Annotated in this window: 22 protein-coding genes and 3 tRNA genes; 9 read left to right on the top strand and 16 right to left on the bottom strand. The window is 51.1% G+C overall.

Translation table 11 applies throughout. The features are described from left to right. Positions 1 to 67 precede the first annotated feature (67 nt). From rlmM to LC431_RS23785, 4 genes are all read right to left on the bottom strand, one after another. Positions 68 to 1174 carry a 23S rRNA (cytidine(2498)-2'-O)-methyltransferase RlmM gene (gene rlmM / locus LC431_RS23800; protein WP_013574180.1) on the bottom strand — a complete coding sequence of 369 codons (1107 nt, stop codon included), beginning with the start codon at positions 1172 to 1174 and terminating at the stop codon, positions 68 to 70. Beyond that, a complete protein-coding gene (locus LC431_RS23795) occupies positions 1167 to 1562 on the bottom strand; it encodes a DUF423 domain-containing protein (RefSeq protein WP_013574179.1) in 396 nt (131 codons plus the stop codon). Before LC431_RS23795 ends, rlmM begins: the two co-directional genes overlap by 8 nt. Before the next feature lie 94 nt (positions 1563 to 1656). Further along, positions 1657 to 2577, bottom strand: coding sequence for a transcriptional regulator GcvA (locus LC431_RS23790; RefSeq protein ID WP_013574178.1), 921 nt, complete (start codon positions 2575 to 2577; stop codon positions 1657 to 1659). Between the two features lie 484 nt (positions 2578 to 3061). Beyond that, positions 3062 to 3283, bottom strand: a complete 222-nt coding sequence (locus tag LC431_RS23785) for a YgdI/YgdR family lipoprotein (protein WP_013574177.1) — start codon at positions 3281 to 3283, stop codon at positions 3062 to 3064. Positions 3284 to 3470: 187 nt separating this feature from the next. On the opposite strand from LC431_RS23785, the gene csdA reads away from it, so the two are divergent. Both csdA and csdE read left to right on the top strand, forming a co-directional pair. Beyond that, positions 3471 to 4676, top strand: a complete 1206-nt coding sequence (csdA, locus tag LC431_RS23780; RefSeq protein WP_223510391.1) for a cysteine desulfurase CsdA — start codon at positions 3471 to 3473, stop codon at positions 4674 to 4676. Positions 4677 to 4696: 20 nt separating this feature from the next. Continuing rightward, the gene (gene csdE, locus LC431_RS23775; RefSeq protein WP_037035153.1) at positions 4697 to 5131 is read left to right on the top strand and encodes a cysteine desulfurase sulfur acceptor subunit CsdE; all 435 of its coding nucleotides are present in this window, start codon (positions 4697 to 4699) and stop codon (positions 5129 to 5131) included. Here csdE and tcdA read toward each other — a convergent pair. Further along, entirely contained in the window at positions 5119 to 5934 is an 816-nt protein-coding gene (gene tcdA, locus LC431_RS23770) for a tRNA cyclic N6-threonylcarbamoyladenosine(37) synthase TcdA (protein WP_013574174.1), read from the bottom strand. The genes csdE and tcdA overlap by 13 nt on opposite strands. Before the next feature lie 45 nt (positions 5935 to 5979). After that, positions 5980 to 7092 (bottom strand): murein transglycosylase A, encoded by a 1113-nt coding sequence (gene mltA, locus LC431_RS23765; protein ID WP_013574173.1) that lies wholly within the window; start codon positions 7090 to 7092, stop codon positions 5980 to 5982. 219 nt (positions 7093 to 7311) lie between these two features. Between mltA and LC431_RS23760 the strand changes: the two genes are divergently transcribed. From LC431_RS23760 to LC431_RS23750, 3 genes are all read left to right on the top strand, one after another. Next, positions 7312 to 7388: transfer RNA gene (locus LC431_RS23760), tRNA-Met, on the top strand. A gap of 62 nt (positions 7389 to 7450) precedes the next feature. Further along, a tRNA-Met gene (locus tag LC431_RS23755) sits at positions 7451 to 7527 on the top strand. A gap of 73 nt (positions 7528 to 7600) precedes the next feature. Further along, positions 7601 to 7677 (top strand) — tRNA-Met (locus LC431_RS23750). Positions 7678 to 7777: 100 nt separating this feature from the next. Here the strand turns inward: LC431_RS23750 and amiC are convergent. Further along, positions 7778 to 9028 carry an N-acetylmuramoyl-L-alanine amidase AmiC gene (amiC, locus tag LC431_RS23745; protein WP_119261288.1) on the bottom strand — a complete coding sequence of 417 codons (1251 nt, stop codon included), beginning with the start codon at positions 9026 to 9028 and terminating at the stop codon, positions 7778 to 7780. 228 nt (positions 9029 to 9256) lie between these two features. Here amiC and argA point away from each other — a divergent pair, with 228 nt between their 5' ends. Next, entirely contained in the window at positions 9257 to 10582 is a 1326-nt protein-coding gene (argA, locus tag LC431_RS23740) for an amino-acid N-acetyltransferase (protein WP_013574171.1), read from the top strand. Positions 10583 to 10658: 76 nt separating this feature from the next. On the opposite strand, the gene ptrA is transcribed toward argA, so the two are convergent. The 9 genes from ptrA to rppH form a co-directional block, all read right to left on the bottom strand. Next, positions 10659 to 13544, bottom strand: a complete 2886-nt coding sequence (gene ptrA, locus LC431_RS23735; protein ID WP_217243898.1) for a pitrilysin — start codon at positions 13542 to 13544, stop codon at positions 10659 to 10661. Positions 13545 to 13846: 302 nt separating this feature from the next. Beyond that, positions 13847 to 14191 (bottom strand): prepilin-type N-terminal cleavage/methylation domain-containing protein, encoded by a 345-nt coding sequence (locus LC431_RS23730; RefSeq protein ID WP_153376604.1) that lies wholly within the window; start codon positions 14189 to 14191, stop codon positions 13847 to 13849. Next, the gene (locus LC431_RS23725; protein ID WP_223510390.1) at positions 14184 to 14669 is read right to left on the bottom strand and encodes a YgdB family protein; all 486 of its coding nucleotides are present in this window, start codon (positions 14667 to 14669) and stop codon (positions 14184 to 14186) included. The genes LC431_RS23730 and LC431_RS23725 overlap by 8 nt, the downstream gene beginning before the upstream one ends. Continuing rightward, positions 14666 to 15253, bottom strand: coding sequence for a prepilin peptidase-dependent protein (locus LC431_RS23720; protein WP_013574167.1), 588 nt, complete (start codon positions 15251 to 15253; stop codon positions 14666 to 14668). The genes LC431_RS23725 and LC431_RS23720 overlap by 4 nt, the downstream gene beginning before the upstream one ends. Then, entirely contained in the window at positions 15244 to 15705 is a 462-nt protein-coding gene (locus tag LC431_RS23715; RefSeq protein ID WP_013574166.1) for a prepilin peptidase-dependent protein, read from the bottom strand. Before LC431_RS23715 ends, LC431_RS23720 begins: the two co-directional genes overlap by 10 nt. Positions 15706 to 15986: 281 nt before the next feature. After that, positions 15987 to 16781: a thymidylate synthase gene (gene thyA / locus LC431_RS23710; protein WP_013574165.1), complete on the bottom strand. Its 795-nt coding sequence runs from the start codon at positions 16779 to 16781 to the stop codon at positions 15987 to 15989. Positions 16782 to 16787: 6 nt separating this feature from the next. Beyond that, complete coding sequence (gene lgt, locus LC431_RS23705) at positions 16788 to 17657, bottom strand: prolipoprotein diacylglyceryl transferase (protein ID WP_013574164.1); 870 nt, start codon at positions 17655 to 17657, stop codon at positions 16788 to 16790. Between the two features lie 182 nt (positions 17658 to 17839). Continuing rightward, complete coding sequence (gene ptsP, locus LC431_RS23700; protein WP_013574163.1) at positions 17840 to 20086, bottom strand: phosphoenolpyruvate--protein phosphotransferase; 2247 nt, start codon at positions 20084 to 20086, stop codon at positions 17840 to 17842. Positions 20087 to 20097: 11 nt separating this feature from the next. Then, a complete protein-coding gene (gene rppH, locus LC431_RS23695) occupies positions 20098 to 20625 on the bottom strand; it encodes an RNA pyrophosphohydrolase (protein WP_013574162.1) in 528 nt (175 codons plus the stop codon). Between the two features lie 695 nt (positions 20626 to 21320). Here rppH and mutH point away from each other — a divergent pair. From mutH to LC431_RS23680, 3 genes are all read left to right on the top strand, one after another. Continuing rightward, on the top strand, positions 21321 to 22007 hold the full coding sequence (gene mutH / locus LC431_RS23690; protein ID WP_013574161.1) for a DNA mismatch repair endonuclease MutH: 687 nt from the start codon (positions 21321 to 21323) through the stop codon (positions 22005 to 22007). A gap of 86 nt (positions 22008 to 22093) precedes the next feature. Next, positions 22094 to 22312 carry a YgdI/YgdR family lipoprotein gene (locus tag LC431_RS23685; protein ID WP_015689428.1) on the top strand — a complete coding sequence of 73 codons (219 nt, stop codon included), beginning with the start codon at positions 22094 to 22096 and terminating at the stop codon, positions 22310 to 22312. A gap of 184 nt (positions 22313 to 22496) precedes the next feature. Then, positions 22497 to 23537 carry an NADP(H)-dependent aldo-keto reductase gene (locus LC431_RS23680; RefSeq protein WP_013574159.1) on the top strand — a complete coding sequence of 347 codons (1041 nt, stop codon included), beginning with the start codon at positions 22497 to 22499 and terminating at the stop codon, positions 23535 to 23537. Positions 23538 to 23701 lie beyond the last annotated feature (164 nt).

The following is a 23701-nucleotide window of genomic DNA, read 5'->3' as shown; positions in this document are numbered from 1 at the left end:
GTGGCAAGTAAGTGATTCGGGCGAACGCACGCAGCCCACGCCCCTGCAGTTCAAAGTATGACGAGTATCAGCGATCACGCTCGTCGCGGCGTCCGCCAATAGCCGACCAGAAACGGCGGATATGCACGGTGACTTCTTCGCGATCGTGATAAAGCTGCTTCGCGAAGATCTCGGCATTCACGCCATTTTCTTTCAGACGTTCGTCGATGCGTTCAAGAATATTAGAGACTTCTTCGTAACGCTTTTTCATCGGCAACTTCAGGTTAAAGATCGCCTCACGGCACCAGCCGTTGACCAGCCAGTCACACATCAGCGCAGCCACTTTAGCCGGTTTTTCGACCATGTCACACACCAGCCAGTAGTTCTTAGTGCTGGTGGATTTGTAACGGAAGCCGTCTTCACGCAGATGAATCACCTGACCGGTTTCCATCAGGCTGGGTGCCATCGGACCGTTGTCGACAGCCGTGACCATCATGCTGCGTTGTGTCAGCTGGTACGTCCAGCCGCCAGGACACGCGCCTAAATCCACCGCGTACATGCCACTTGCCAGACGTTCATCCCACTCATCAGCCGGAATAAAGACATGGAAAGCTTCTTCCAGTTTCAGCGTTGAACGGCTTGGCGCTTCGGAAGGAAACTTGAGGCGCGGAATACCCATATAGAACGGTGAATTGTTATTGCTGTAGGAATACCCCACATAGCAGCAACCCGGCGCGATAAAGAACACATGCACTACCGGACGCAGCGCATTCTCTTTCTTGCCCAGCACTTTGCATTCGCGCATCGCGGAACGCAGCGGCACAGTCAGTTTGCGGCAGAACTTGGTCAGCTCTTTGCTTTCATTGGTATCAGGCACTTCAACGCGAAGCTCACCACCGTTGGTAATCACGTTCTGAACCATGCCGACAATCGGAGAAACACGATCTTCCGGCGGCAAATCTTTCAGCAACTCTCCCACCACGATCAACTGACGGGCAAAAATCAGCTCGCGGAAGGGCAGTTCTTTGGCGATACGGTCAGCATCATCTGGTTGATAGCATTCAAACAGCACATAACCGCTGTTTTCTTTCACGCGGGCAAAACCGAAGATTTCCATCTTCGCAGCTTTGTCAGTAATTTCTGCTGCGCATTCTTTTTCAAAACCCTGACGGCAGTAGAGAGCAAGTTTATTCATGGCGTTCGGCCTTTTTCTTCAGGCGCAATGCGCCGATCAACAACAAAATCCAACCGACCAGGAACAAGGTACCGCCAATCGGAGTGACAAAAACGAACAAACGGAGATGTGACAGCGCCAGACAATAAAGGCTGCCGCTGAATAAAACGGTTCCCAGCGCTAAAAAGGCGCTGCTCCAGTAGAACCACACATTGCGCTGGCGCTGCATCGCAACACCCAGAATCATCACTACCAGCGTATGAATGCTTTGATAAGTTAACCCGGTATGGATCCATGCCATTTCCGCTTCGCCGAGCGACTGGCTCAACACATGTGCGCCAAAAGCACCGAAAGCGACGTAGATAAAACCGCTGATAGCGGCGAAAATCAACATTGAACGACTGGTCATTATGCGTTACCTGTTATCGTTATTTGCTGATGAAAAACCTGATTAATCAATCTCATCAGCAGACTCAGGACTTTCTATCCCCAGGAATCAGGCCTCACGCCTGATCGAAACGAAAGCGCAGTTTTTCCTGCTCGCTGGCTGCACGGGCGAGGATCCACTGACGAAAGGCGGCTATTTTACCCAGTTCTGCCTGACTGTCATGACAAACCAGATAAAAAGCATTTTTACTAATTAAAACTTCACTGAACGGACACACCAGACGTCCGGCCTCAATCTCAGTCTGTGCCATGACATTATTCACCAGCGCAATACCCTGCCCGTGAACGGCGGCCTGAACCACCATCGCACTGTGGCTGAAAATAGGCCCCTGCTGCACATTCACCTGCTGCAACCCAAGCTGTTTGGTGTACGCCAGCCAGTCCCGACGGGAAGCATCGTGCAGCAGTGTGTGATGACTTAAATCGGCGGGTTCCTTCAGCGGATTATCCCCCATCAGCAACGAAGGAGAACAAACCGGCAGTAAATACTCCGCATACAATCGCTCTGCCCGTAGCCCCGGCCAGTTACCCCGACCATGGAATATGGCAACGTCGACATCGTCGGCCAATTTATCTTCTTCACGGTCTACCGCCTGGATGCGTACATCGATGCCCGGATAAGCTGAGTTAAAGCCAGACAATCTTGGCACCAGCCATTGAATCGCAAAACTGGGCGGTAAACTGACGGTCAGCGCGCCTTTGGCACTGCGTGCCTGAAGTTTACGTGTGGCCTCATTCAGAGCAGAGAATATCTCTTTGATATCCAGATAATAGCTCTGCCCTTCTTCGCTCAGTAACAAAGAGCGATTGCGGCGGCGAAACAGTTTTAACCCTAAAAAGTCCTCAAGTGACTTAATCTGGTGGCTAACAGCGGCCTGCGTGACGAACAGTTCCTCGGCAGCCTTAGTAAAACTAAGGTGACGCGCTGCGGCATCAAACACCCGCAGAGAATTCAAAGGCGGTAAACGTTTTGACATAGAATGGATACTTCTTATTCGCCGGTTAGCGGAACGCCTGTCCGTGGGTTTAGGTATTAGTTTTTTTAATCCGAGACATTATAATTTGTCCGTTGAGGATGTACAGGCAAAAACCTATAGTGGCGCCACTTCCTGAGCCGGAACGAAAAGTAGATTGGTATGAGGATGCTGAAATACTTTTGGCTTGTGGTTGTGATGTTGTGTTTGCAATTGTCTGGCAATCCAGACGCGTAGCTTGAATGCTACAAACTTTTCACTTCCTGTACATTACCCTGTCTGTCCAAAGTGATTTTTTAGCACCGCAATTTGCGGTGCTTTTTTTTTGCTTTTTTTGCTGCATAAAGGACGCAAAGGAAACACCAGGCAGCAGAATGACGAGCGCATAATGTGACAAAACCGGCTTCCTCGCAAGAGGAGCCGGTTTTGTCACAAAGCAAAATGTGAGGTTACCTGAGCGACTGACTCAAGGTGTTCACGTCAGGAATCAGTTCCCTTCTGCCATTTCTTTGATTTCAGATTTATTGATCTGCTGCTTATTGCCATACGCATCGGTATAACTGATCATACCGGTATCACTGTCGGTGCTAGGTTTGCCTTCAGCAACAATGGTGCGGCCATCGTTGGTGTGCATCACGTAGTTGCTCGAACAGGCGGCAAGTGTTGTCGTCAGCAGTGCAGCTGAAATTACGGCGGCGATCTTCTTCATCATAGACTCCTTGCAGATTAATATGCTTCAAATTCCTGGTTAGACTCCAGGCTAATGCTTCTAGTCTTCGTAATTCAGCATAACAAACCTCTGATGAATTTCCAGGTAACCATTCCTAAAATGAATAAGCGGCTTGTGTTACAGATAAACCTGTATTTTTAACTCAGGCCGAAGGATCTGATTTCGTATGACTGATTTTAACCCCGCAGATTTTCGTCAACAGTTTCCTGCGTTGTCTCAGGGGCAATGTTATCTCGACAGTGCCGCCACCGCCCTGAAGCCGCAGGCGGTGATCGAGGCCACTGTAAATTTCTACTCTCAGGAAGGAGCCACCGTGCACCGCAGCCAGTATCATGCGGCGCAAGCCCTGACAGATGACTACGAGCAGGCCAGAAGGCTGGTGGCGCAGTGGATCAACGCGCCGCATTCCGCAGATATCGTCTGGACGCGGGGAACCACGGAGTCCATAAATCTGGTGGCACAAAGCTGGCTACGCCCTCGACTGCAACCGGGTGATGAGATTATTGTCAGTCAGGCGGAACATCACGCTAACCTCATTCCGTGGCTGATGGTCGCACAACAATGTCAGGCGCAGGTGATCACGCTGCCAGTGGATGAGTGCGGCATTCCTGATATCACCGCCCTTTCCGTCCTGCTGAACAACAAAACCCGCTTGCTGGCACTGACGCAAATGTCGAATGTTACCGGCGGAATACCCGATATAGCCCGTGCCGTTGAACTGGCACACGCTAACGACACGCCCGTTCTGATCGATGGCGCACAAGGCGTTGTTCATTGTTCGCCAGACGTTCAACAACTCGATATCGACTTTTATGCCTTCTCCGGCCATAAGCTTTACGGGCCGACAGGCATCGGCGTGCTGTATGGCAAAACTAAATTGCTCGAGAATATGGCACCGTGGCAGGGCGGCGGGAAAATGCTGACCCAGGCTTCCATGACCGGTTTTACACCGCAGGCCGTGCCCCACCGCTTCGAAGCGGGTACGCCTAACATTGCCGGTGTGATCGGGATGTCAGCAGCGCTGAAATGGTTAAAAACCGTAGATCTGCAAGCGGCAGAGAAATATACACAAAATCTGGCGAGTCTGGCTGAAGAGCAGCTTACGCAGATTGAGGGTTTCCGCAGTTTCCGCTGTCAGAATGCCTCACTTCTGGCATTCGATATCGCCGGTGTGCATCACAGTGACCTTGTGACATTGCTGGCTGAACAAGGCATTGCCTTGCGCGCCGGACAGCATTGCGCCCAGCCATTGATGGATGCTCTGGGCATCAGCGGAACATTACGGGCTTCATTTGCGCCGTATAATAATGAACAGGACGTTATACGGCTGGTCAGGGCAGTAAAATATGCTTTCGATCTGTTAGCCGACTAATTCATTCTTTGGGGAATACCATGTTAGCGCCACATCCTTTCGGCCATGAGATCACTGAATCCTCACTGACCGAAAAATTCGCGTCATTCCGTCAGTGGGAAGACCGCTACCGTCAGTTAATCCTGCTGGCGAAATCTTTGCCGCCGCTGGATACGACGCTGAAAACGCCGGAAAATGAGCTGTCTGGTTGTGAAAACCGAGTATGGCTAGGCGCGGAAAAAGCGGTGAATGGAACAATGCATTTCTATGGTGACAGCGAAGGAAGGATCGTTAAAGGTTTGCTGGCAGTGCTACTGACCGCCGTGGAAGGCAAAACGCCAGACGAGATTTTAATGCGGGATCCGCTGGCGCTGTTTGATGTATTGGGGTTGCGTGAGCAACTGAGTACCAGCCGCTCCAGCGGGCTTCATGCGCTGGCAGAAGGCGTAATCGCCCTGGCTCGTCAGGCTGCCTGAGCCTGACGCTGTGCCTTAGCCATCATCTTCTTCAGTACGTGGGATACCGCGACAAAACCAAACGTCGCGGTAACCATCGTTGCAGCCCCAAAACCAGACGCGCAATCCATGCGTTTAGGGCCTTCTGCGCTTGCCTTTGCAGCACATACCGAGCCATCAGCCTGCGGATACATCAACGGCTCGCTGGAAAACACACAGTCAATTCCGAGCTTACCTTTGCTGTTTTTCACCACGTTGAAATCATTTTTCAGACGTTCACGCAGTTTTGCCGCCAGCGGATCCTGAATGGTTTTCGCCAGATCCACGACAGCAATTTGGGTCGGATCAATCTGACCACCCGCACCGCCCGTCGTCACCACCGGAATTTTATAACGACGGCAATAGGCCAGCAGCGCGGCTTTAGGCCGGACGCTGTCGATAGCATCAATGACATAGCTGAACCCTTGATCGAGCATCTCCGCCACGTTATCCGGCGTAATAAAATCATCAATGCAGGTGACTTTGCACTCCGGATTAATCGCCAGAATGCGCTGCGCCATAATTTCCGTTTTTGCCTGCCCGACGTTTTCACGTAACGCATGGATTTGACGGTTGGTGTTGGTCACACACACATCATCCATATCAATCAGCGTGATCGCGCCAATACCGGTGCGGGCCAGTGCTTCCGCAGCCCATGACCCCACTCCGCCAATACCAATCACACAGATATGCGCCTGCGAGAACAGCTCCAGCGATTGCTGACCATAAAGCCGGGCAGTTCCGCCAAAACGTTGCTGATAAGCGTCGGAGTAAGTCGCTGTCATGAAAAGATAAACCTCAGTGCGTTCGAAGACTTTGTCGTTTGAAATCTAGTTGGATGGCGCGTATGCCGTGAACAACGGCTTGCCGTTCTGCGCTGATTTTAACACCCAGACGCGTCCGTAGTGATTATAAAATCCTGCGGAGTGGCCAGCGTCAGGACCAATCCCCTGATACATATCGAAATGTTGTCCTTTAATCGCACCACCAACATCCAGTGCGACCATCAGACGCATATGATATTTACCGGTAAACTTGCCTTTATCGTTAAGCTCCGGCACTTCCGCCAGCAAGGTAGTACCCGCCGGGATCAGCGAACGGTCAGAAGCTACAGAGGCTTTGGCAATCAGCGGCACACCGCTGGCACCGCGAACTGGCGCGAAAGGTTCAGGCTTGAAGAAAACGAATGACGGATTCTGTTCCAGCAATTCACGCACTTCTGCCGGGCTGTGAGTATCTGCCCACTGGCGGATCGCCTGCATAGACATATTCTCACGCGCCACTTCACCGCGGTCGATCAGCACTTTGCCGATACTGCGGTAAGCGTGACCATTCTTGCCCGCATAACCGAAGAACATGAACGGGCGACCATCGCCGTAATCGACATAACCGCTGCCCTGTACTTCCATCATAAAGTTATCCATCAGGGAGTTGGTCCAGGCCACCACATAGTTATCACTCAGGGCACCGGAGTAAATCGAAGCACGATCGGGCAGACGACCGCGTTTAGGCGGCATACGGTACAGCGGATACTGGAATTCGCCCTGACGGGTGTAGCGCGCCTGCACAACTGGCGTGTAATAGCCGGTCAGTTGCACGTTACCAAAATTGTCAGCACCTTCCATCTGATAGGCGCTGATGCCGTACTGGCTAAGATTGCGGGTATCAGCCCCGGAGCGCAGCCATTGTTCAACAGCCTGGAATGTCGTGTTATTACGACCATATAAAGAAGAAGAGGCAATTTGTACCGCAGCGACCTGATTAGAGTAATCCAGCGCATTTACCGGCTTGCCTGTAGCATTCGGCTCATTCACATATTCAAGCGCATTATCCAGACGGCCATCTTTATACTGCTGGCCCCGGTCAGTCGGTCGCGAAGAACACCCCGCCAGCACCGCTAACACCAGACCACCCAGCAGATATTTACTCCAACGTCCTTTCATTATTCCGCGCTCTCTTACTTTCAGGGAAATGGCTGGCGAAACGATAACAAACGCCCTATCAGAAAGGAATTACCACAGCCGAAAAAAGTGTACTGAGCCAAATTGAACACCAAACGGCGATTTTGTGCATAAAAAGCCAGCAACTAAGTGCTTTATTTGAATAAATTCAAAAAAGGGTTGCACGAAATCTCATGGGGAGTATAGTTCGCCTCCATCGGACGCGGGGTGGAGCAGCCTGGTAGCTCGTCGGGCTCATAACCCGAAGGTCGTCGGTTCAAATCCGGCCCCCGCAACCAATTCGATATCGATGCATTAAATGCCCGGTTGAATTGTACGATGAATTAAAGCAGTATACGGACGCGGGGTGGAGCAGCCTGGTAGCTCGTCGGGCTCATAACCCGAAGGTCGTCGGTTCAAATCCGGCCCCCGCAACCAATTCGAGACAGACGCATAAAGATGCTCAGTTCGAATAATGTGATGAAATAAAGCAGTAAACAGTAGTGACGGACGCGGGGTGGAGCAGCCTGGTAGCTCGTCGGGCTCATAACCCGAAGGTCGTCGGTTCAAATCCGGCCCCCGCAACCAACTACTAAAAATCAGTGAAAAACATCAGGCACCCTAACGGGTGTTTTTTTGTATCTGAATTCCGGCGAAGCGCGGAATAATCACCCCGCCCCCGCGCGACTCATCCCATCGTCGACATCCCGCCTTGTGCGAAATACGCTTTGATCCCGGCCAGAATTGACTCCGCCACCTGCTGCTGAAAATGCGCAGTCCGCAATTTTTTCTCTTCATTAATGTTACTGATAAACGCCGTTTCGACCAGAATCGACGGAATATCCGGCGCTTTCAATACCGCGAATCCGGCCTGATCCACTTTATTTTTGTGCAGATGATTAATCTTTCCCATGCGCGTCAGCACTTCTTTGCCAAATTTCAGGCTATCGCTGATGGTTGCCGTCTGAACCAGATCAAACATCGTGTGATCCAGATACCGGTCGCCACTTTTACTGACGCCGCCTATCAGGTCAGATTCATTCTGCGTTTGTGCGAGAAAACGTGCTGCGGAACTGGTGGCGCCTTTGGTCGACAACGCAAAAACCGATGAGCCTCTTGCTGCCCGACTGGTAAAGGCATCTGCGTGGATAGAGATAAAAAGGTCTGCCCGCAGTTTTCGTGCCTTTGCCACGCGGACTTTGAGCGGAATAAACACGTCTTCATTGCGGGTCATATGCGCTTTCATATTGGGTTCACGCGCAATCAGCTTCTGTAATCTGCGGCCAATCTGCAACACGACATCTTTTTCACGGGTCTTGTATTTGCCAATAGCTCCCGGATCTTCACCGCCATGGCCGGGATCAAGCATAATCACCAGTGGCCGGCTTCGCCCCGCCTGGCCGTCTTTCTTCGTTTCCGGCGGTAATGTTCTCGCGACATCTCCGCGGTTGTAATCTTCCAGTAACGCCAGCAGCGGATCATCCTGAGCACTGATCTCACCTTCTTGCGGATACAAATCGATCACCAGCCGGTTATGGAATTCAGCGACCGGTTTCAGCGTGAAGACATGCGGATTGATTGTACGCTTTAGCTCAAACACCAGACGCACCGTTTTGGTATCAAACTGCCCCACCCGCGCCTGCCGGATGTAAGGATCACTTTGCTGGATTTTTTCACCCAGTCCCTTGAGCACACTGTTGAGATGCACGCCTTCGATATCCACCACAACGCGTGGCGGATCACTGAGCAGAAACTGCTTATATTTTAAGGGCGTGCTGGATTCGAGGGTGATTCGGGTATAAGTAGACGAGGGCCAGATGCGTACGGCAATAACCTGTGAGCTGGCCGCAAAACCTACTTTACTCACGCTGAGCATCCAGGAAGCAGCTACGGTTTGCAGGAGGCGTCGTCTTCCGGGATTGTGAGTATCGTCAGTCATGCAGTCTCAAAAAGGTCCAAAAGTTAAAAAAAGATGATAAAAAACTCAATTTACGAATTCTAACGAATCATATCCTGCATGTCATTCCTAAACATTTAGTCTATTTATCAATTTGTTGTATGTTTGTGATAAGGGTTAAAACAAAAACAGAGATTTCTTACTTGCCACAGGGCCATAAAAGAATAAAAATACAAAAATTACGAATAAAAATTCATACGAGGTTTTGCCGTGAAGGAACGTAGTACTGAACTGGTCCAGGGATTTCGCCACTCAGTTCCCTATATAAATGCTCACCGTGGCAAAACATTCGTTGTCATGCTCGGTGGAGAAGCCATTGAACATGAGAATTTCAGCAATATTGTCAATGATATCGGCCTGTTACACAGCTTAGGCATCCGTCTGGTGGTTGTTTATGGCGCCCGACCGCAGATTGATGAGAACCTTTCTGAGCATAATTACGAACCGATTTATCATAAAAACATCCGCGTCACCGATGCCCGCGCGCTCGAGCTGGTTAAGCAAGCCGCAGGTCTGCTGCAGCTCGATATCACAGCGCGACTTTCGATGAGTCTGAATAATACGCCACTCCAAGGTGCGCACATCAACGTCGTCAGCGGCAATTTTATCATTGCTCAACCGCTGGGCGTCGATGACGGTATTGATTACTGTCACAGCGGCCGTATCCGCCGTATTGATGAAGAAGCGATTCACCGTCAGCTCGACAGCAATGCCATTGTCTTGCTTGGCCCGGTGGCAGTTTCGGTTACCGGTGAAAGCTTCAACCTGACTTCTGAGGAAGTAGCGACACAACTAGCAATCAAACTGAAAGCGGAAAAAATGATCGGCTTCTGCTCTTCTCAGGGGGTAATCAACGAGGAAGGTAATATTATTTCCGAACTGTTCCCTAATGATGCACAGCAAAGAATTGATCAGATGGAATCCAGCGGTGACTATCTTTCCGGCACCGTTCGCTTCCTGCGCGGCGCGGTGAAAGCCTGCCGCAGTGGTGTACGTCGCAGTCACCTGATCAGTTATCAGGAAGACGGTGCGCTGGTTCAGGAACTGTTCTCGCGAGACGGTATTGGTACGCAAATCGTGATGGAAAGTGCCGAGCAAGTGCGTCGTGCAACCATCAACGACATCGGCGGCATTCTGGAACTTATCCGGCCGCTGGAGCAACAGGGTATTCTGGTGCGTCGTTCCCGCGAACAGCTGGAAATGGAAATCGATAAATTTACCATTATCGAGCGGGATAACCTGACCATTGCCTGCGCAGCGCTTTACCCCTTCCATGATGAAGGGATTGGCGAAATGGCCTGCGTGGCGGTTCACCCCGACTACCGCAGCTCTTCACGCGGTGAAATGTTACTGCAACGCGTTGCCAGCCAGGCGAAACTTATGGGGCTGAACAGGCTGTTCGTACTGACGACCCGCAGTATTCACTGGTTCCAGGAACGTGGCTTCAAGCCAGCAGAAGTGGATGTGTTGCCGATTCAGAAACAAGAAATGTACAACTACCAGCGTCGCTCCAAAATACTGATCGCCGAACTGTAAAAATCTCGCCACCTTTCCTCCGTGGTAAAAAAGGACGCTCTCGCGTCCTTTTTATTTTGCTTTGCACATCAGCACGTTATTTATCCGCGTGCGGTTCCAGCACCTGTTGCAACGTGGAGGTGTCAGGCCAGGTTTTAAAGCCCTCAGGCACCGCATATTGTGGGATCTTGCTATCGTTGCCTGAGACCTGCGAAAGCATCGCCAGACCATCCTGCTTCATTACAGCCTGATCGAAATAATCCGCCAGTTGAGTTTGAGTCAGCCCGGCAATAACCCGGATCACATTCGTGCGGGTATCAAATTGCGGATTTCCGCGACTGAAATCATTCCCCAGACGGTCGGCTTCCTCATCTAGCGTCTGCGGATTTTGCTGCATTTCATGCACCAGTCCCTGTTTATATTGCAGAAACTCATCATCCTTCATTTCACGCAGACGTTTTTCGGCCTGCTGATAAAATGCCAGATAGCGCTGATACAGATAGTCAGGTTGCTTGCTGTTACTTTGCAGCAGGAAACCAATCCCCCACTGTTTTCCTACCGGAATAGGGAAAGCAAACACGGCATAACCCAGCTGTTCCTGTGTCCGAAGCTGGCTGTAGAACCATGGCTGAATAATCTGTCCCAGCAATGCACTGTACGCCATGCTCTGAACTTCATCATAACCGGTGGGAACATATACCGCTGCCAGTGCTGAGTCCGAACTTGTCCCGATACGCTGGATATTTGCTTTCAGCGGCTGAGTCACTACAGCCTGCTTTCCGCGCCACCACCGTGTCCCATGCGCGCCCAGCTTTTGCATAATTTGCTGAGACATCGCTTTAACCTGATCAGCCGTCATGTTCCCCACAACCATCATTTCCACGGCAGCATGGTGAACCAGTTGTTCACGGTAAGCGTTCACATCATCCAGTGTGATGGCAGAAACCAGCTTTTCACGCTCGCTGCGCTCGGTGTAAGGCACCCGCGAAAGTAACTGAACCGGTTGCAGCGCCAGCTCAAACGCTTTTCCTTTATCTGCTGAAGCTAAGCGTTCGAGATACCATGATTTCGCCTGATCAAGCTGTTCCTGAGTCGGTTTGAAATCGGGATAGTTATCAACCAGTGCGGCCAGTAAATCAGGCAGACACTCGGTAAAACCTGTGGCAGTAAACTGCAAACCGTTATCCGGAGATGTCCCGAACGTGATCCCGCCAATGGATGCCTGATAACTCAGCTGATCAAAAGCCACGCCGGTGAGGTAATCCGTCAGGCCATAGAGCACCTGATTTTTAGCCGTGCTGAGCGACTGCTCATTGCGGAAAGAAACAGTCACATTGGCTTTAGGCTCATCAGCAAAATAACGACTCGGCATGTAGAACACACGCAAACCTTTATCTTCAACCAGCAGCTGAGGTTTCGTCGCCGTCGAATCTTTAGTGACCAGCGCAAGTGAATCAGGAATGTACGGATTCAGCGCTGGCAGCGACAGCGAAATCCCCTTCCCCAACGTCTGCCACTGCGAGTAGGTTTGCGCGGGAACTTTATCAATTTCATAAGGCGCATTAACGAAGTAGGCCACTTTATTGTGCGGCTCGTTCGGACTGATGATCCAGTAACGCGCATTTTGCGGCGTCATTTCTGTTAGACGTGCCTCAATCGCTTTGGGGTCATACTGGTCAGTCAGATAAGGTGAGTCGAGAACGTGCTCGACAGGGACCCGCAACATGGTGTCCACCAGCCATTCGACATAATCCATATCACGCGTCAGCGCCGGATAGCGGAAGTCGAGCGCCATAACGTGGGCAATTTCATCAAAATAGGTTTTTTTGATGCCCTGAGCGCGTATTTCGTTGAGATAGTTGAAAATGGCTGCAATAACCGTATCGCGCTGCGCCAGTCCCTTATCAGTCAGGGAAACAGAGATATTGAATACGCCCATATTACGGTTAACCATCGGGTCCGCACCTGCGCTGATCCCATCGGCATAGCCTTGCTTCTGTAACCAGTCTGATAAGGTATTCGGGCTGCGGTTACCCATCAGATAGCTGATATAGGTGTCGGTTTTACTGCGAAAATGGGCACTATTATTATCAATTGCAAATTCAACCCGTAATTCTTTGCGCGGCTGTGCAGGAACGAAATGGATAAACTCACCCTTTTGGTCTGCTGTTAATGTCGGGACCGTAATCGGCGGCACAGCTGCGTGGTGATTGGCAATCTGACCAAAGGTTGTGGCGGCCAGCTCAGCAAGTTCAGGCAACGGTTTATTACTGTAAATCACACCGACCATCAGGTTGGCAGAATAGTAGCGCTGATAAAAAGCCGTCAGCTGATCATGAAGCTTACTGCCCGGTTTATCTTTCAACGTATCCAGGTTTCCGCCTGAAAAACGGGACGCCGGATGCCTGGGATTTAATGTCTCTGCGCGAACTTGCGCCATCCGCATGCCGTCACGTGATCGGGCCATGGTCAGTTCAGCGTTCACCGCATTACGCTCACGGTCGCCGTTGGCGGGGTCTAACAACGGTTCACCGATAGCATCTGCAAGGCGATCTACCGCTTCTGGCAAGGCATCGTTTTCTACTTCAAGATAAAACGCGGTACGGTAAGAAGCAGTGCTGCCATTGTGGCTGCCACCGTGTTTCTTAAGGAATTCAGACAGACTTTCCGGCTGAGGATATTTCTTCGAGCCCATCAGTAACATGTGCTCAGTATAGTGGGCAAGACCCAGCTGAGAATCAGGATCCTCCAGCGAACCGACAGGAATGGCGAGCGCGGCGAGTGATTTGGGGGCTTGAGAGTCAGAAACCAGCAAGACGGTCATATCATTAGCCAGTTTAATTGCCTGATACTGGCGAGGGTCGTTCTGACTTTTATTGATAGCTTGTGCAAAAGGCTGCCAGTCGGCTGCACTTGAAACAACAGGGGCCCAAAAGGTCAATAACAACAGTACCCCGGAAATGCGGGTAACGTGTTTTAACATTGCCACTCTCCCTCAATCGAATAAACGTGCCACACGGGCAATAAATATACAGCTCACCGGTAGATGAACCTCAACAAGCTGTTTTGAGCGGTTAAGCCTGCTAAGACCCCGCAGAAACAGGATAGTTGTGAAAAAAATCGAATCGGGATTTTCTTCCTATGTTCCGTCACGTTTTAACCATAAAGCCAATTGCTCCCAATAGGGAAAAATAACCCTGTTAAACCACTCTAAGCTGTTAGCCCGCCATTGCAAGTGGCTTAACAGTATTTTTGTCCGGTAATATGCGGCTTACAGGCACAACTTCAGGGGCCAAAATTGCATATTAAGCGCTGCAATATTGCCTGATATTTTGCCGGCGTTTGAATTGTCGCAGTGACCAGCTTGCAGGATTGTGCATCTGAAATGCCTGTAAACCGATATTCCCAATCTTTCGCTAAAGGCTCAGTCCCCTTTCCTGCCACTGAATATGCTTCAAGCTGGGAATGTGCTTCTGACCACGCCTGCTGAACCTGCCACTGACGCATAAACCCATTGCTCAGTGATTGGTAATAATTCAGGAGGCCCAGAATGGAAACTGACAAGAACAACATGGCGATGAGCGCTTCCGTGAGGCTGAAACCTTGCTGTGCTGAGTGGTTTTCATTCATTGCAGATCTGCTCATCAGCCTCAGGACAAAAATCCAGCCATCCCTGTGTCAGCGGTGAAAAAATCAGATTTCCACCAGTCTGTTTTTTAATACTGACTTGCTGATACTGCATAACCGGCTCATTGCCTTCAGCCATGCGTCCCTCACCACGAACCAGAAAGATATTCTGACGCAATGAAGGCCGGGTACACGTCCTGCCACTTCCTGAAACAATGAGGCCTGCGGGCATATCCCGGCACTGCCAGAGAGGTTCGCTGCTGTCTTTCCATGACTGGCGGATACCCCATGCTAATGCTGAGGCTGCATTTTCCCGGGCAATGACATAGCGGTGCTGATTTGACGTCAGCGCAAGCCCGGCGGAAAGTTGCTGTTGCAGCGAGTTAAGGGCAATCAGCCCTAATCCCATCATCACCAGAATACTCAGGATCATGGCGCTCCCCCGCTGTCTGGACGAATCGCGCATTTTTGCTGCTGTCATAAGACGTGGCCTGCAATCATCTCGGTCACCTGCCGGTGGATGAAAGGATTTTTGCTCCAGCTGGCTTCAAGTTGCAGAGAATACAGGCGGCCGGAGCCACTTGCTGCGACCTCGGTTACCACGAACCGGGTCACGCTGACTTCAGCAGGGTCGAGGAGTTTTTCCCAACCTCCACTGCTGCAATCACCCGCCCCGCGCTGGATCTCAATACCGCCCTGACGCAAACGGTAACCAAAGTATTCAGAGTCCGCCGTCCCGGGCTTATCCCATGTTCCGTTGCGGTTCAGGTCATAGATAACAAGGATGCAGGAGCTGGTTGCTTCACCCGCAGCGTTGCCGATGATGACAGATTTACCCTCGCAGGTTCCGTTACAGAAACCGGCCCGACGAATATCTTTGCCAATGGCAAAAGTAGTCTGGCGCAACAATTGCTCGAGCTGATAATGTCGGCCCAGACTCTGGCTTCTCTGGCGCATCAGCGGATAGATTTGCGCGGCACTGAGCATCAGCATGCTGCCAATCCCCATCGCAATCATGACTTCAGGCAGCGTGAATCCCTGACAACGGGCTAAATTCACTGGCATAAGCCGATACTCAGTAAAGGCTGATTTTCACTACACGTACGTAACCGTCCTCTGACAGAAAGTACGATTCGCAAACTACCCGCTGAATTTTTTAGTGTGATATGTCCGGCAAGTGCGGCATTACGCAGGCCGTAAAAACCCATGGTTTTTTCACTGACAGCGAGTAACTCCACACCGGGTTCATTGATGGCGAATATTTTACCCACGGCATTATGACAACCTGAAGGGCGGGTTCCGCTACCCACACATCCATTAGCACCGGCAATGCCCCATAAGACAGCAGAACGATTGTAATTATTGGCTTCGGCCTGCACCCCGTACAAATACAAACGCAGTTGCTGCGCAGATTGCTCAAGCTTTAATGCCTGCTGATAATCGCGCCAGGTGTGGATTCCCCACAATGTGCACATGGCGACCAAAGTCACAACAACCATCATTTCTATCAGCGACATTCCCTCTTCCCCTGCCCGCTCAAATGTTTTCATGCGGCCAAAATAGGCATTTAGATTTTTTCCGCCACTGGGAGAGTCATTTTTTCCAGGATGTCGTGAGAACTATCGGTGCAACGAAATCCACGCGACAAATAAGTTGCGTGATGTCTCGCAGGGATAGCATCGGGATGTAAATCGGGATTGGAATCGTCAGTAAAAGGCGTAAAAAGTGGAGCAGAGGGAAAGCCGGATAAAAGGGAAATGGCCGCCTGACAGTGCTGTCAGGCGGTAAAAACAAGGAATCAGATCGCGACCGGCGCTTTGATTGCGGGATGCGGATCGTACCCTTCAATCTCGAAATCTTCGAAGTTGTAATCAAACAGGGAGGCAGGTTTGCGTTTAATGACAAGTTTTGGCAATGCACGAGGCTCACGCGTCAGTTGCAGATGTGTCTGTTCCATATGGTTGCTGTACAGATGTGTATCACCACCGGTCCAGACAAAATCACCGACTTCCAGATCACATTGCTGCGCCATCATATGCACCAGCAGCGCGTAGCTGGCGATGTTAAACGGCAGTCCGAGGAAAACGTCGCATGAACGCTGATACAACTGACAAGACAGTTTCCCGTCGGCCACATAGAACTGGAAGAAAGCGTGGCAAGGTGCCAGCGCCATCTGATCCAGTTCACCCACATTCCACGCCGACACGATAATGCGGCGTGAATCCGGGTCTTTTTTCAGCTGTTCAACAACGCTCGCCAGTTGGTCGATTTGCCTGCCGTCAGCCGCGCCCCAGGCACGCCATTGCTTGCCGTAAACCGGGCCGAGGTCGCCATTCTCATCTGCCCACTCATCCCAGATGCTGACATTATTTTCACGCAGATAGGCGATGTTAGTTTCACCTTTCAGGAACCACAGGAGTTCATGAATGATTGAGCGCAAGTGACAGCGTTTGGTGGTGACCAGCGGGAAACCTTCCTGCAAGTTGAAACGCATCTGATGACCAAAAATCGACAGCGTGCCTGTACCGGTACGGTCGGCTTTAGGGGTGCCCTCATCGAGCACTTTCTGCATTAAATCCAGATACTGTTTCATGTTACCTCACGACAATTGTTTCTGCGGACGGCGATATGCCCAGACCATCACAATCAGGCCAATGACAACCATTGGAATGGACAGAACCTGCCCCATGCTGATGATCCCGTCGAACAGACCGAGCTGTGCATCCGGCTGACGGTAGTGTTCAACGATAATACGGAATAAGCCATATCCGATCAGGAACAAGCCTGATACCGCGCCCATCGGGCGTGATTTACGGATGAATATGTTCAGAATGATGAATAGCACGATGCCTTCAAGCAGCAGTTCATACAGCTGGGAAGGATGGCGCGGTAATACGCCGTACTGGTTCAACAAAGGCTGCCATTTAGGGTCAGCGGCAGCAATGGCGATATCTTCCTGACGGGATCCCGGGAACAGCATTGCCCATGGCACATCTGTGGTCACACGGCCCCAGAGTTCACCATTAATGAAGTTACCCAAACGACCTGCGCCAAGTCCAAACGGGATCAGTGGAGCGATAAAGTCGGAAACCTGGAAGAAGTTGCGTTTGGTTCGATGGGCGAAAATCAGCATGACCACGATTACGCCAATCAGGCCGCCGTGGAAAGACATGCCGCCATCCCAGACCTTGAAAAGATAAAGCGGATTATCGAGGAATAAAGGCAGGTTGTAGAAGAAAACGTAACCGATACGACCACCGAGGAATACCCCCAGGAAACCAGCATACAGCAAGTTTTCAACTTCATCTTTTGTCCAGCCGCTGCCTGGCTTATTGGCACGGCGTACTGCCAGCCACATCGCGAAGACAAAACCAACTAAGTACATCAGTCCGTACCAGTGGAGAGATACCGGTCCGATTGAGAAAATCACCGGATCAAACTGGGGAAACGCCAGATAGCTGTTGCTCATCTATCACCACAAATTGTTTATGATTATTGCCCGTTCAGGGGCCAGCAGGGAGCGAATAGTAGCATAGCCGGAAGGTTTTCCGGGGCTAAGCCGCTGGAAAAGTTCTGTAAAAAATCATCTCATCCTGTGCCGGAAAGCGAGCAGGATGGGAGTAATACGGTACAAAGCATCAACTCTGGTGCTTATTTACCACCACGGATCAGGCCGCCCAACCCGCGTCTTTCCATAAAAGCAGCGGTCATATGACGAACGTCCGTCGTAAAATGCGCCTGCAGCACCCGACCGGCAAGCTCTTCGGCATCATGAAGTTCGATACGGCGAAGCAGGTATTTTACACGGGCAACACTGCGCCCGTTCATACTGAGATTACGAAAGCCCATGCCGGTAAGCAGTAACGCGCCCATCGGGTCACCCGCCATCTCGCCGCATAAGCTGACATCCAGCCCGGCAACCTCAGCGGTGGTGACAATTTGTTTGAGCACCCGCAGCATCGCCGGATGCAGGCTGTCATACAGCCCGGCAACGCGGGTATTGTTGCGATCAACAGCGAGCAGATATTGCGTCAGATCGTTGGTACCGACGGAAATAAATTCCACTCTTCCGGCCAATGCAGGCAACATAAAGACCATTGATGGGACTTCGATCATTACGCCAAGACGCGTGTGTGGCAGCTCGTAACCCAACTGTTCTTCCACTTCACGTCCCGCACGATCGATTAAACGACGTGCCTCATCAATCTCTTCAAGGCTGGTAACCATCGGCAGCAGAATACCGAGATTTCCGGTCGCAGCATTGGCACGCAGCATCGCGCGAACCTGAATCAGGAAAATTTCAGGCTGATCGAGAGTAATACGAATACCGCGCCAGCCCAGACAAGGGTTTTCCTCGCTGATCGGCATATAAGGCAGCTGTTTATCAGAGCCGATATCCAGCGTTCGCAATGTCACCGGCTTTTGCGGAAACAACTGCAACATGCCCTGATATTGCGCGACCTGCTCTTCTTCAGAAGGGAAGCCGCTTTGCAACATGAAAGGAATTTCGGTGCGATACAGCCCGACGCCGTCAACGCGGCTGCCGAACAATTTTTCATGGTCAGCACTCAGACCGGCGTTGAGCATCACTTTCACCCGCTCACCGCTTTTCAGCGCTGCAGGTTGCTCAACATCATCTTCAGCCTTCTGACTCAGCTCCATTTCTTCGCTGATCAGCCGCGTGTATTCCGTGACCAGTACGGCTTCCGGATCAATCAGCAGTTCACCGCGATAACCATCGACAATCAGCTGTCGCTGGCTGAGCAGTGCAGGCTGAATATCGGCGCCCATCACGGTCGGCACGCCCATCGCACGGACCAAAATCGCCGCATGCGAGTTAGCTGCACCATCACGAACTACCACACCTGCCAGCCGGTCCTGCGGCATTTCGGCCAACAAAGTAGCGGTCAGTTCGTCGGCAACCAGAATAAAACGTTCCGGCCACTGTGTGTTGCCCTGAATCGTATCATCAAGATGGAAAACCAGCCGCTGGCCCAGCGCACGTAAATCGCTGCCACGCTCACGCAGATAGGTATCCTGCAAGCTGGCAAACTGCGCCGCAAACTCTTCCACGACCTTTTTAACTGCCCACTCCGCGACGGCGCCCTGATCTATTTGAGCGAACAGTTCACGCTTGAGGCGTGCATCATTAAGAAGGTGAGAGTAGAGGTCAAAAATCGCCGCGCTTTCTTTCTGCGCACTCGCCGCGAAACGTTTACTGAAACGGCGGAACTCAGCACCGGCGTCTTCCAGGGCCCGGGTCAGACGTTCGCGTTCACGGACGGTATCCAGCGTAGACGCCATATAAACGTGATCGAGCGAAGGTTGCGAGCTGTCCTGCCAGCCGATACCGATGGCCACACCCGGCGATGCGGCAAGTGCACGAACGCGCGTCTGGCGAAAGCGCCCGTAAAGCACATTAAGCTGTGCCTGAGAAAGGATCGCCGCCAGCTGAGTGGCGAGCGTGACCATAAACGACTCTTCACTTTCGTCGAACTGCCGGTGTTCGCGTTGCTGAATAACCAGCACACCCAGCAACTGACGGCGGTGAATGATCGGCACACCCAGGAAGGATCGGAAAAGATCTTCTTTTACGGCGGGGATATATTTAAAACTGGGATGGCTCTGCGCATCGGCAAGGTTAATGGGCTCAGCCAGACGCCCTACCAGACCCACAATCCCCTGATCAAACGCCAGCGTAATAGTCCGCCCGCGAGGTTTTTTCAAACCTCGCGTCGCCATCAGGTAATAACAACGGCGGTCATTGTCAGCGAGATAGACGGAACAGACTTCCGTGTCCATCGCCAGGCAGGTTTCGTTGACCAGTACGTCCAGCGCATCATTGAGGCTGGACGCCATTGCTACCTTTTCAACAATTTCTCGCAAACGCGTGAGCATCTCTTCGTGACTTAGCCTCTTTTACGACGATAGGCGGGCGATGTCCTGGGAAGGGAGACTTCCTGCATCGGCATAATCGTGGTGGAAAACTCTTTCATTACACGCCGGTAAACATCGCGCTTAAATGACACCACCTGACGAACCGGATACCAGAAACTCACCCAACGCCAGCCATCAAATTCAGGCGTACTGCTGCGCTGCATATTGATATCAGCATCGTTACACATCAGTTGCAGCAAGAACCATTTTTGCTTTTGGCCGATACAAACCGGCTTTGTGTCCCAACGCACCAAACGTTTTGGCAATTTATAACGTAACCAGTTACGGGTTGAAGCCAGAATACGGACATCTTTACGGCCAAGCCCCACTTCCTCAAACAGCTCGCGGTACATGGCCTGCTCAGCGGTTTCACCAGGGTTTATGCCCCCTTGTGGAAACTGCCAGGAGTGCTGGCCGTATCGTCTGGCCCACAACACCTGACCCTGCTTGTCACAGATTACAATACCAACATTCGGGCGGTAGCCATCATCATCGATCACCGGACTACCCCAATAGCTAAACTCATAGATGTACTGATTGTTTCATACTACCAACAGGCGGTAAACCACTGGTTAATACCGATCAGCATGAATAAAAATGGGATAACTCACAGTTATACGCCAAGTTATAAACAGATTTTAGAAATCACCTGCGATTTTATTCACTTTTTCTGTGGATAGGTATGTGAAGAACTTCAGAGTAAGCAGGGTAAAACTCTTCTTAACTTATTTTTACCGGGAAAACATGCTCCGATAAAAATTTTTAAAAACAAATACTTATTCACATTAAACAGAGTTATCCCACGGTTAAAAATGAGAGTTATCTCACACCTTCAAGTGATCTGGCGAAAGATCCACCAATGTTGTTTTTATCCACAGCTATCGTCTAAAAGTTGACGTCATTGCCCCAAAAATTGGATAAAACCCCTCCCGTCAAGCCTGTAAATCGAACCAGTGATCGAATTCAGGCAGGGTTATCCAAGAAATCTGTGGATAAGTAGGTGGAAGATCCTGTTCATTGTCGCCTTCAACAGGTGATCAACCTAATCGTTAAGGCGCAAAAGAAGTCAGAAACCTGAAAAAAAACTAAGACAAATCATGCTATTATTTCATTGCTCCACAGGAATAAGTTTTTATTCACTGTGCATGACAAAAGCAGTACGAAATTTAATCTATTGAGTGAGCATTGTTTTTTTATGTCTATTCCTTTACCTGCCACCCAGCCTCCGCACAACGAACAGCAACTGTTGCACCGCGCACAATCGCTGGCGGGTCATACGCTGGGTGAACTGGCCGCTCACGCTGGCCTGCCTATTCCTGAGAACCTTAAACGGGAGAAAGGCTGGGTCGGTATGTTGCTTGAGGTGTATCTCGGCGCCATTGCAGGAAGTAAACCGGAGCAGGATTTCGCTGATATTGGCATTGAGCTGAAAACGATCCCAATTGATTCCCGTGGCAGGCCGCTGGAAACCACATTTGTCTGCGTTGCCCCGTTAACCGGTAACAGCGGTGTGACGTGGGAAAACAGCCATGTGCGCCATAAACTGGCGCGAGTTTTGTGGATACCGGTCGAAGGTGAGCGCCAGATCCCCCTGGCTGAGCGCCACATCGGGGCGCCTTTATTATGGCAACCCTCTGAGGAAGAAGATGAGCAACTGCGTCAGGACTGGGAAGAACTGATGGATTTGATTGTTCTGGGTAAAGTCGAAAGCATCACAGCCCGACATGGGGAATACCTGCAAATTCGCCCCAAAGCTGCCAACAGCAAAGCGCTGACGGAAGCGATCGGAGAGTCAGGGCAACCCATTTTGACGCTGCCGCGCGGCTTCTATTTGAAAAAGCGTTTTACGGCGGCGCTTCTGGCCCGCCATTTTCAGCTTTAACCGATATCATTTCCCGCTGCCTGCGGGATAGTTTGCTACGCTAAATGTGAATATCTTCGGTACAACAAAAAGGAACGTTAACGATGATGAAGAAAACTTTAATGGCGGCCGGTGCTGCGCTTGTGGTGTTGAGCCTCGCGGGCTGTGCCAGCGATTATGTGATCTCAACCAAAGACGGCAATATGATCCTGACTGATGGTAAACCTAAGCTGGATAAATCTACCGGACTGCTGAGTTACACAGACGAACAAGGCAACGACCGCCAGATCAATAATGACAACGTCAGCCAGGTGATGAAGCGTTAAGCATTACGCTTCTTAACCCGTCGCAGAGCCAGTTATCAGGACTGGCTCTTTGTTATTTTATCCACCGACCGCGTCGTTCCTCCCGCACACACTGCCACTTCCCCCATCTGCCAGCCTTGTATATAGTCAGTTAAGGCGCTTTTTCTAACAGGCTGACATTCTCAGATATAAAGGAAGACCGGCAATGCAATATCACCGTATACCCCACAGTTCTTTAGAAGTGAGCTTACTGGGACTTGGCACCATGACTTTTGGTGAACAAAACAGCGAAGCCGACGCCCACCAGCAACTCGATTACGCCGTTGCGGCAGGCATCAACCTGATTGATACCGCAGAGATGTATCCCGTTCCGCCGCGTCCTGAAACCCAGGGGCTGACGGAAAGCTATATCGGCAGCTGGCTGAAAGCCCGTGGCAACCGTGAGAAAATTGTTCTGGCGAGCAAAGTCTCCGGGCCTTCCCGCGGCAATGACAACGCCATTCGTCCGGCTCAGATGCTGGATCGCAAAAATATCCGCGCGGCGCTGGATGCCAGTTTGCAACGTCTGAATACGGATTATCTGGATCTTTATCAGTTGCACTGGCCACAGCGTCAGACCAACTTCTTTGGCAAACTGAGTTATCAGTACACCGAAGAGCAGTCTCCGGTTACCTTGCTGGAAACGCTGGAAGCGCTGAATGAACAGGTTCGTGCCGGTAAAATCCGCTATATCGGCGTTTCTAACGAAACCCCGTGGGGCGTGATGCGTTACCTGCAACTGGCGGAGAAACATGATTTGCCGCGTATCGTTTCGATTCAAAACCCCTACAGCCTGCTGAACCGCAGCTTTGAAATCGGTTTGTCGGAGATCAGTCAGCACGAAGGGGTTGAACTGCTGGCCTATTCCAGCCTGGCATTCGGCACGCTGAGCGGTAAATACCTTAACGGTGCGAAACCGGCCGGGGCGCGTAATACGTTGTTCAGTCGTTTCACCCGTTACTCATCACCGCAGGCTGAAGCGGCGATTGCTGAATATGTCGCGCTGGCGAAGAAACGTAATCTGGATCCTTCTCAGATGGCGCTGGCCTTTGTGCGTCAGCAACCGTTCGTGGCCAGCACGCTGCTGGGCGCAACCACAATGGAACAACTGAAGATCAACATCGACAGTCAGGATCTGACACTCGATGAGGAAATCCTCGCTGATCTGGAAAACATCCACAAACGCTTCACCATTCCTGCGCCGTAAATCCTGATTGCAGGCAACAAAAAAGGGCGCTGAGCGCCTAATGCCGGTCACTTAAGGTGACCGGCATTGTTTTTTAAGGGATATTTCGACCTTTTTTCTCTCACTTCCCTGACATATTCACGCTCACGTCTCGAGGGCAGTTTTAGCATCGCTGCGTTGCTGTA

Origin of the sequence: Rahnella sp. GSA61A (genome assembly GCF_019969905.1) — a bacterium.
Taxonomy (GTDB): Bacteria; Pseudomonadota; Gammaproteobacteria; order Enterobacterales; family Enterobacteriaceae; genus Rahnella; species Rahnella aceris.
This window is presented reverse-complemented; position numbering and strand designations above follow the sequence as displayed.